Source organism: Paracoccus sp. (in: a-proteobacteria) (genome assembly GCF_030538495.1).
GTDB lineage: Bacteria > Pseudomonadota > Alphaproteobacteria > Rhodobacterales > Rhodobacteraceae > Paracoccus.
In genome coordinates this window covers 77404-85809 of record NZ_JAUNTW010000011.1, presented here as the reverse complement: position 1 = coordinate 85809, position 8406 = coordinate 77404, and the positions used below count along the sequence as shown (strand labels likewise).

Below are 8406 nucleotides of genomic sequence, written 5' to 3'. Positions count from 1 at the left end.
CTGATAAACAACGCGTTTTCCCCACACGCCAAAACAGGCCCAAACGTCACAAAACCAGTATAACAACGCAAAATAACAAAAACATGACGGAATCACGGCAAAGCGGGCATCCGGGCCAGCGTCACCACCGTATCGCCGTAACGGCGCTGATCGACCTGTTCCAACGGTGCCGGAACGACCGGCGGGCGGCTGTCTTCCCAGACAATCACCGCCCCCGGCGCGATCCAGCCGCCATCCAGAGCCGAGGCAATCGCCCGTTCCCCCAATCCCTGACCATAGGGCGGATCAAGGAAAATCAGATCAAATCCCGCGCCGCGATTCGGACCCAGCCGCGTGGCATCGCGCCGCCACAGATCGGTCACACCCATGGCGCGAGCGCGTTCGATATTGTCGCGCATCAGGGCGCGCGCTTTGACGCCTTCGTCCACAAAGGCCACGCGGGCCGCGCCGCGTGACAGCGCTTCAAGCCCCAAGGCGCCGGTGCCGGCAAACAGATCCAGCACCCGCGCGCCCGGGATGGGGTTTGGCCCCGCGCCGTTGATCAGCAGGTTAAAAATCGCCTCGCGCACGCGGTCGGTCGTGGGGCGCAGATGGGCGGCGGGATCGCCCGCGCCGACCTCGGCCAGTTTCAGACCGCGTAAATTGCCGCCGACGATTCTCATGCGCGGCCAGCCGGGGGCGCTTCGCCCCCCCTGCCCGCCCCACAGGGGCGTGCGTTCGACGGGAAAAAGGTCCACTGGACCTTTTTCTGATCCGTCTCACCCCAAAAGGACATTTGCACACAGAAGACAGTCACATCAGCACCTTCAGATCATCGGCGGTTCGGATCAGTGCGGGGTCGGCGTTGCGGCCCGATTCGATCAGGCGTTTACCGATCATATAAGCGCGCGCGTCGTTCAGCGCATCCACCGCGATCAACTGCCCGGCGCGGAAATACCACACAGACCCCGAATGGCCATCGCCGCCGCGCGTGATCACACCGTCATAGCCCGTATTCAGCCCCGCGATTTGCAGTTTCGCGTCGAACTGATCCGACCAGAACCACGGTTTCGGGGTATAGGCGCGAGTTTTGCCCAGCATATTGTCGGCCACACATTCCGCCGCATCAATCGCACCGCCCACGCTTTCCAGTCGCAGTTGCGCGCCCTGATGGGGGGTGCTGGCGCAATCGCCTGCGGCCCAGATCGCCGGGTCGCTGGTGCGGCCATATTCGTCGGTGGCAATGCCGTTATCCAACGCCAGCCCCGCCGTCTGCGCCAGATCGGTTTCGGGCAAAACGCCAATCCCCATCACGATAAAATCAGCGGGCAATTCGCGGCCATCGGTCAGCGCGACCCCGGTGGCCCGGTCGTCCCCCATGATCCGGGTGATGCCGGTGTTTTCCATGATCGTGACCCCATGCGCCTGATGCAGCGCGCGGATCATATCCGCGGTTTCCGTCGCGGCGACGCGGCCAAGGATACGCGGCGCGGCCTCGATCAGGGTCACGGTCAGGCCCAGTTTGCGGGCGACGGCTGCGGCCTCCAGCCCGATATAGCCGCCGCCGATCACGATCAGGTTGCGCCCCGGCTGCATTTCGGGGGCCAGCGCATCGACATTGGCCAGACTGCGGATGACATAGGTTCCGGGCAAATCACCGCCCATCGCGGCGGGCAGGCGGCGCGGCGTGGCCCCCGTGGTCAGGGCCAGTGCGTCATATTCCACCACGCCCCGATCCGTAGTGACCACCCGGCGCACCGGGTCAATCGACCGCGCAGATTCGCCGGTGCGCAGATCAATCCCCTGATCGCCCCACCATTCCGGCGCGCGCAGGGTCAGCCGGTCCAGCCCCATCTGGCCCAGCAGATACGCCTTGGACAAAGGCGGGCGCTGATAGGGGGCGGCGGGTTCATTGCCAATCACGGTCAGCGGCCCGTCATGCCCCTGCGCGCGCAGCCGTGCCGCCATGGACGCCGCCGCCTGCCCCGCCCCGATAATCACAATCCGCATCTGTTGCGCCTTCTCTGGTCTGAAAACTTGTGTCACCCTATAGTCACCCCGAATCCGTTGCAATTCAGTGAGGACAACATGACCATCAAGGCTGGCGATACCCTGCCCACCGGCAAACTGCTGCGCGTGGGCGAAAACGGCCCCGAGGAAATCGCAACCACCGATCTGGCCACGGGCCGCGTGGCGATCTTCGGCGTGCCGGGCGCCTTTACCGGCACCTGCACCAATGCCCATATGCCCAGCTTTGTGCGCAGCGCCGATGCATTCCGCGAAAAGGGCGTGACCCGCATCATCTGCATCACCGTGAACGATCCGTTTGTCGCATCCGCATGGGCGACCGAAACCGGTGCCGACGCCGCCGGGATCGAGGTCTTGGCCGATGCCGATGGCAGCCTGACCAAATCGCTGGGTCTGGATTTCGACGCGCCCCCGGCGGGGCTCTATGGCCGTTGCAAACGCTTTGCGGCGCTGCTGAATGACGGCAGCTTTGACGTGGTGGACATCGAGGATTCGCCCGGCAACTGCACCATCAGCGCGGGCAACGCCCTGCTGGAAAAAGCCTGATCCAAGGGGGCTGCGGCCCCCTTAATCCCAGATCGCGGGGTCGGCGATTTCAATGGAATTGCCGGCCGGATCGCGGAAATACAGCGACCGCCCGCCGCCCGGCCATTCAAAATCCGCCTCGATCACCACGCCCGCGCGTTCCAGATGCGCGCGCCAATCGTCCAGCGTGGCCGGATCGGCGGCCAGACAGTAATGCCCCTGCCCCGTCGCGCCATGCGGCGGCACCGGCAGGCGCGCATCCGGGCCGGGCGGTTGCACCGTCGCATCGGGATTGAACAACAACAGCACCTGCGCGCGGGGATCATCGCTGACGCGGAAAAACACATGCCGCCCCGGCACCACCTGAAAGGCGCGCAGTCCCAGCACGTTTTCATAAAACGCGCGCCCCGCATCCAGATCGCGCGCATATAACGCGCTTTCCAAGGTTCCCAGCAATTTCGGTGCCTGTGTCATGGTCAAATCGTCGCATGTCCGCGCCGCGCGTGCAATCTGTCATACGCATGTCACCTGCGGCGTTTATGCGCAGTTAACCCCCCGGCACAGATGCAGGGGCTTGCTTCGGCGCTGCCGCGATATATAGTCAGCGTCAAGGATCGACGGGACGCCCCGCCACCCCACGGGGCAGGCAGGAAGGCAGTAATGTTGGATCATCACCAAACCGATTTCCGAACGCAATTCGTGCGCGAACCGGCAAACCTGCGCCACCACCCGGCACTGGTGCTGAACGCCGATTATCGCCCGCTGTCCTATTACCCGCTGTCGCTCTGGCCGTGGCAAGAGGCGATCAAGGCCGTGTTTCTGGACCGCGTGACCATATTGGCCGAATATGACGAAGTGGTGCGCAGCCAGCGACAGGCGTTCCGCATACCTTCGGTCGTGGTGCTGAAAGATTATGTAAAACCTCAAAAGCGCGTGGCCTTCACGCGCTTTAATCTTTTCTTGCGGGATGAATTTTGCTGTCAGTATTGCGGGGCCAAGGGCGACCTGACCTTTGACCATGTGGTGCCTCGGTCACGCGGCGGTGTGACCAGTTGGGAAAACGTCGTTGCGGCGTGCAGCCCCTGCAACCTGCGCAAAGCCAACCGCAGCCTGCGCCATTCCGGCCTGACCCTGCGCAAAACCCCGCGCCAGCCCTGCCCCGAAGAAATGCACAGCATCGGACGGCGTTTCCCGCCGAACCATTTGCACGACAGCTGGATGGATTTTCTGTATTGGGACGCGGAACTGGAAAGCTGATCCGGCCCGTCAGCCCTGCCGGTCGCGCCGCTGCCCCAGATGCAGGGCAACCACCCCTGACAGAGCGATCAGCGCAATCATAATTTCCGGGATCCCGGCGGCAAAACTGACCCACAGCGTCACCGCAGCGGCCAAAGCAACAGCACAGATCAGCAACAGAAAATACGGCAGCGGCATAGGCATTCCTTCCTTATGCCTGCAATATGGGGCGCAGGTCCGGGAATGAAAACCCCCGACTGTGACGATTCCCTGACAATCCGAGGGCGCTCACAGGCTGTTTATTGCGGCGGATGCGGGTTTCGTTGATGGAAAGAAACGCGCGGACTTTACCCGCCCTTTATCTTCTGTGCTTAAATATCCTGGGGTGAGACGGATCAGAAAAAGGTCCAGTGGACCTTTTTCCCGTCGAACGCCCGCCCCCGTGGGGCGGGCTAGGGGGGCTGGCCCCCCGGCCGTCGCGGGACGCAATCAGATCAACCCGGCATGTTCCAGCGCGGCGTCCAGCAGGCGTTGGGTCGGTTCCGTCAGCGGCGTCAGGGGCAAGCGCACGCGGTCGTGGCACAGCCCCAGCCGCGACATGGCGTATTTCGCGCCGACCAGACCAGGTTCCACGAAAATCGCGTGATGCAGCGGCATCAGCCGGTCCTGATAGTCCAACGCAGCGGCATAATCGCCGCGCAGGGTGGCGTTCTGGAATTCGGCGCACAGTTTGGGCGCGACGTTTGCCGTCACGCTGATGCAGCCCACACCGCCATGCGCGTTAAAGCCCAGCGCTGTCGCGTCCTCGCCCGACAATTGGATGAAATCGGTGCCGCAGGTGATGCGCTGCTGGCTGACGCGCTCCAATTTGCCGGTTGCGTCCTTGACGCCGACGATGCGGGGCAGCTCGGCCAGTTTGCCCATGGTTTCGGGCGTCATATCCACAACCGACCGGCCCGGAATGTTGTAAATGATGATCGGAATATCGGCGGCGTCGTGCAATTCGGTGTAATGCGCGATCAGCCCCGCCTGAGTCGGTTTGTTGTAATAGGGTGTGACGACCAGCGCGGCATCCGCGCCGACCTCGGCGGCGAATTGCACCAGACCGCGCCCTTCGCGGGTGCTGTTCGACCCGGCGCCCGCGATCACGGGGATGCGACCGGCGACAACATCCACGACCACCTCGATCACGCGGCGGTGTTCGTCATGGGTCAGGGTCGGGCTTTCGCCGGTGGTGCCGACGGGCACAAGGCCGTGCGTGCCTTGGTCGATATGCCATTCGACCAGCTTTTTCAGCGTGTCCAGATCCAGTTCGCCGTCCGGGGTGAACGGCGTGACCAGTGCGGGCAGAGACCCTTTGAACATGACACGCTCCTTGCAGAAAGATGAAATCTTGCGTCGGTTTAACGGGACGCGCTGAACTTGCCAAGGTTGTGAATTGCATCCACAACGCCCAAAGACCACACAGGGCAGTGATGAGACATCTGCGACACATAATTCTGGCCGGTTTTCTGGCCGCCCCCCTGCCTGCCGCGTCCGAAGATGCGGGGGCCATGGCCTTGGCGCTGTCAGCGGCGGAGGCGCGCGATTGGGTGACGGCATGGGACGCCGCGACGGTTTCGGGACCGATGGCACAGGCTTTGGTTGGCTGGCAATCGCTGCGGGCGGGCCATGGCAGCTTTGACGATTATCTGGATTTTGTCACGCAAAACCCCGACTGGCCCGGACTGGATCAGTTGCAGCAACGCGGTGATGCGAAACTGCGCGCGGGCCTGCCCCAGGGTCAGGTGGCGCAGTGGTTTTCGGGGCGCAAACCCACGACCTATCGCGCGCTGACCGCCTATACCGCGACGCTGGGGGATGAGGCCGCCCGCGCCGAACGCAAACGGTTTTTCCTGACGCAACCCATGTCGGAATCCGATCAGGCCGCGATGCTGGAATCCTATGGCAGCGAACTGGCCCCGCATCTGCTGGCGCGCGCCATCGGGATGCTGGACAGGCGCGACTGGGCGCAGGCCGAACGGCTGATTGATGACATTGACCCCGTGCAACAGCCCCTGTTGGCGGCGCGGATTGCGTTGCAGGCGGGGCGCGACGGGGTGGATGACCTGATCCTCGCCCTGCCCGATGACCAACGCGCCGATCCCGGCCTGACGATGGACCGGTTTCTGTGGCGGGTTTCGGCGCGGCAACATGACGGCGCGCAGGCGCTGATGTTGGAATCATCGGGCAGCGCGCATGATCTGCGAGACCCCGACCAATGGGCGCAGATGCGGGTGGATTACACCCGTCTGGCCATGCGCAACGGCGATTGGCAGCGCGCGCGCGATCTGGCGACGCCGCATCATCTGGCCCCGTCCAACCGCCATTACGCCGATCTGGAATGGCTGGCCGGGTGGGCCGCGCTGAAAACCGATGCGCCGGATGTGGCACTGGATCATTTCCGCCATCTGGAAACCGTCGTGCGCAGCGCGATCAGCCTGTCGCGGGCCTTTTACTGGCAGGGGCGCGCCTTGCAGGATCTGGGCGATGACGCAGGCGCGCGCGCGCAGATGGAACGCGCCGCCGCCCTGCCCGCCACCTATTACGGGCAACTGGCCGCCAACGAAATTGGCGCGCCGATGCCGCCCGAATACGCGATCCCCGGCGCGGCGTTTGACACGCTGCCCGATTGGCGCAGCAGCGCGCTGCGCGATGATCCGGTGTTTCGCGCGGGGCTGTGGCTGCTGGCCACAGGCCGCCGGGACGAAGCGCAACGGTTCTTTCTGCATCTGTCGCGCAGCGCCGAACCGGATGACATCGCCCGCATGGCGCGGCTGATGTATGAATATGGCGCGCCGTGGCACGGGCTGCGTCTGGCAAAACAATCCGCGAATAAGGCGGTCGTCTGGCCGGTCGCGCATTTCCCGCTGACGGGGCTGGAAAACGAACGCCTTGGCCCGCCGCCCGAATTGGTCATGTCGATTGCGCGGCAGGAATCGGAATTCAACCACACCGCCCGCAGCCATGCCGGGGCGCAGGGGCTGATGCAGGTGATGCCCGCGACGGCGGAACAGGTGACGCGGCGCATTGGCATCCCCTTTGACGCCGACCGGCTGGCGGGGGACGCGGCCTATAACGCGGTGATCGGGTCGGCCTATCTGTCGGGGCTGGCGGATCGGTTCGGGCCGTCGGTCGCGCTGATTGCGTCGGGTTACAATGCCGGGCCGGGGCGGCCGGCCCGCTGGCTGAGCGACTTCGGCGATCTGCGCACCGACGCCATCGACCCGGTGGATTGGGTGGAACTGATCCCCTTTGACGAAACCCGAAACTATGTCATGCGCGTGACCGAGGCGATGCCGATTTACCGCGCCCGCATCAGCGGCACCCCCGCCGCGATTGACCCCCGCCATGACCTGTCGGGCGGGGGCGAAATGCCACCCCCTCCGCCCTCGCTGACGCTGGACCGATCCGCCCCGCCGCCGCGTGCCAGTTTCGGCCCGCCCGCGCCTTAATCGAACACCATCCGCGGGAAATAGAACGACACCACCCAATTCGGCATATCGACGATTTCCGAAATCCGCAGACCGAACACAGCATATAGGCATCGGTCGCCGACATGCCGCGCGTGGCCGTCAGATGGTCAATCATGCCCGCGACCGCATCGCGCGCCGCCGTCATCAGGTCGGGACCGATGCCGGTGGTCGCCTCATACCCCTGCGCGTCCAGATGGCGCGTCACCGGGCCGGGGGTGGAAAAGCGCGGAAAGCGCAGATTCGCACCTTTGACCAGATCAATTTTCAGGGTCACGTTCATCGGGCTTTCGATGGCGGTGCCGCAGACCTCTCCGTCACCTTGGGCGGCGTGGGTGTCGCCGACACTAAACAGCGCGCCCGCGACCTGAACCGGCAGATACAGCGTGGACCCCGCCGCCAGATCGCGGATGTCCAGATTGCCCCCCGTTTGACGCGGCGGCACCACGGAATGTTGACCCGGTTCCGCCAATGCCGTTCCCATCGTCCCGGCAAAGGGCTTCAGCGGCACCCGCGCCTGATCGCCAAACAGCGCGGGCGTCATCTGGTCCGGCTCATAGCGCCACAGCGTCAGCGCCGGATCCGGGAACTGATCGGCCAGCAGCCCAAAGCCCGGAATATTCGCCGTCCAGCCAAAGCCCGCGCCATCGACGCGGCGCGGCGCGAACCCGTCCAGCGTGATTTTCAGCGCGTCGCCGGGTTCCGCGCCATTCACCCAGATGGGGCCGTTCACCGGATTCACCCGCGCGAAATCCAGTCCCGCAATGTCAGCGGCGGTCGATTGCGGCGTGAACTGACCGCCCGAACTGTCCAGACATTCACATTCGATTACCGCCCCCGGGTCAACCCGCAGCACCGGCGCAATCGCATTGTCCCAGCCGAAATGATGCTGCGCCGCGTGGATGGTATAGTTGCAGTTTTTGCACATAGCGCCCCCCCTGATGTGCCGCCAGCATCGCGCGGAATCCGCGCCCGATTCAAGCGCCGTCCTGTCGCAGGAGTATTTATGCACAGAAGAAGCGGCATCGGCTTGCGGCCTGACGCGGGCGTTCCTATAGATGGCGCATGGAATTTCTGGGTGTCGGCATACGAATTAGCGGCCCGGTGGCGTGACGTTTCGCGCTGC

Annotated in this window: 8 protein-coding genes and 1 pseudogene; 3 read left to right on the top strand and 6 right to left on the bottom strand. The window is 64.3% G+C overall.

What is annotated here, in order from left to right; translation table 11 throughout:
- Positions 1 to 92: 92 nt before the first annotated feature.
- Both rsmD and Q4G20_RS11515 read right to left on the bottom strand, forming a co-directional pair.
- The gene (gene rsmD / locus Q4G20_RS11520) at positions 93 to 662 is read right to left on the bottom strand and encodes a 16S rRNA (guanine(966)-N(2))-methyltransferase RsmD (protein ID WP_303343599.1); all 570 of its coding nucleotides are present in this window, start codon (positions 660 to 662) and stop codon (positions 93 to 95) included.
- Between the two features lie 130 nt (positions 663 to 792).
- Positions 793 to 1989 carry an NAD(P)/FAD-dependent oxidoreductase gene (locus Q4G20_RS11515; RefSeq protein ID WP_303343598.1) on the bottom strand — a complete coding sequence of 399 codons (1197 nt, stop codon included), beginning with the start codon at positions 1987 to 1989 and terminating at the stop codon, positions 793 to 795.
- A gap of 78 nt (positions 1990 to 2067) precedes the next feature.
- Here Q4G20_RS11515 and Q4G20_RS11510 point away from each other — a divergent pair, with 78 nt between their 5' ends.
- Positions 2068 to 2553 (top strand): peroxiredoxin, encoded by a 486-nt coding sequence (locus tag Q4G20_RS11510; protein ID WP_303343597.1) that lies wholly within the window; start codon positions 2068 to 2070, stop codon positions 2551 to 2553.
- Positions 2554 to 2574: 21 nt separating this feature from the next.
- On the opposite strand, the gene Q4G20_RS11505 is transcribed toward Q4G20_RS11510, so the two are convergent.
- On the bottom strand, positions 2575 to 3006 hold the full coding sequence (locus Q4G20_RS11505) for a VOC family protein (RefSeq protein ID WP_303343596.1): 432 nt from the start codon (positions 3004 to 3006) through the stop codon (positions 2575 to 2577).
- A 186-nt stretch (positions 3007 to 3192) separates the two neighbouring features.
- Here Q4G20_RS11505 and Q4G20_RS11500 point away from each other — a divergent pair, with 186 nt between their 5' ends.
- On the top strand, positions 3193 to 3789 hold the full coding sequence (locus tag Q4G20_RS11500) for an HNH endonuclease (RefSeq protein WP_303343595.1): 597 nt from the start codon (positions 3193 to 3195) through the stop codon (positions 3787 to 3789).
- 9 nt (positions 3790 to 3798) lie between these two features.
- Here the strand turns inward: Q4G20_RS11500 and Q4G20_RS11495 are convergent, their stop codons facing one another.
- Positions 3799 to 3972 carry a hypothetical protein gene (locus tag Q4G20_RS11495; RefSeq protein ID WP_303343594.1) on the bottom strand — a complete coding sequence of 58 codons (174 nt, stop codon included), beginning with the start codon at positions 3970 to 3972 and terminating at the stop codon, positions 3799 to 3801.
- Positions 3973 to 4257: 285 nt separating this feature from the next.
- Positions 4258 to 5133 carry a 4-hydroxy-tetrahydrodipicolinate synthase gene (dapA, locus tag Q4G20_RS11490; protein WP_303343593.1) on the bottom strand — a complete coding sequence of 292 codons (876 nt, stop codon included), beginning with the start codon at positions 5131 to 5133 and terminating at the stop codon, positions 4258 to 4260.
- 110 nt (positions 5134 to 5243) lie between these two features.
- Between dapA and Q4G20_RS11485 the strand changes: the two genes are divergently transcribed.
- On the top strand, positions 5244 to 7262 hold the full coding sequence (locus Q4G20_RS11485; RefSeq protein WP_303343592.1) for a lytic transglycosylase domain-containing protein: 2019 nt from the start codon (positions 5244 to 5246) through the stop codon (positions 7260 to 7262).
- Here Q4G20_RS11485 and Q4G20_RS11480 read toward each other — a convergent pair.
- Positions 7259 to 8208 (bottom strand): annotated as a pseudogene (locus Q4G20_RS11480) (acetamidase/formamidase family protein). The gene Q4G20_RS11485 and the pseudogene Q4G20_RS11480 overlap by 4 nt on opposite strands.
- Between the last annotated feature and the right edge of the window lie 198 nt (positions 8209 to 8406).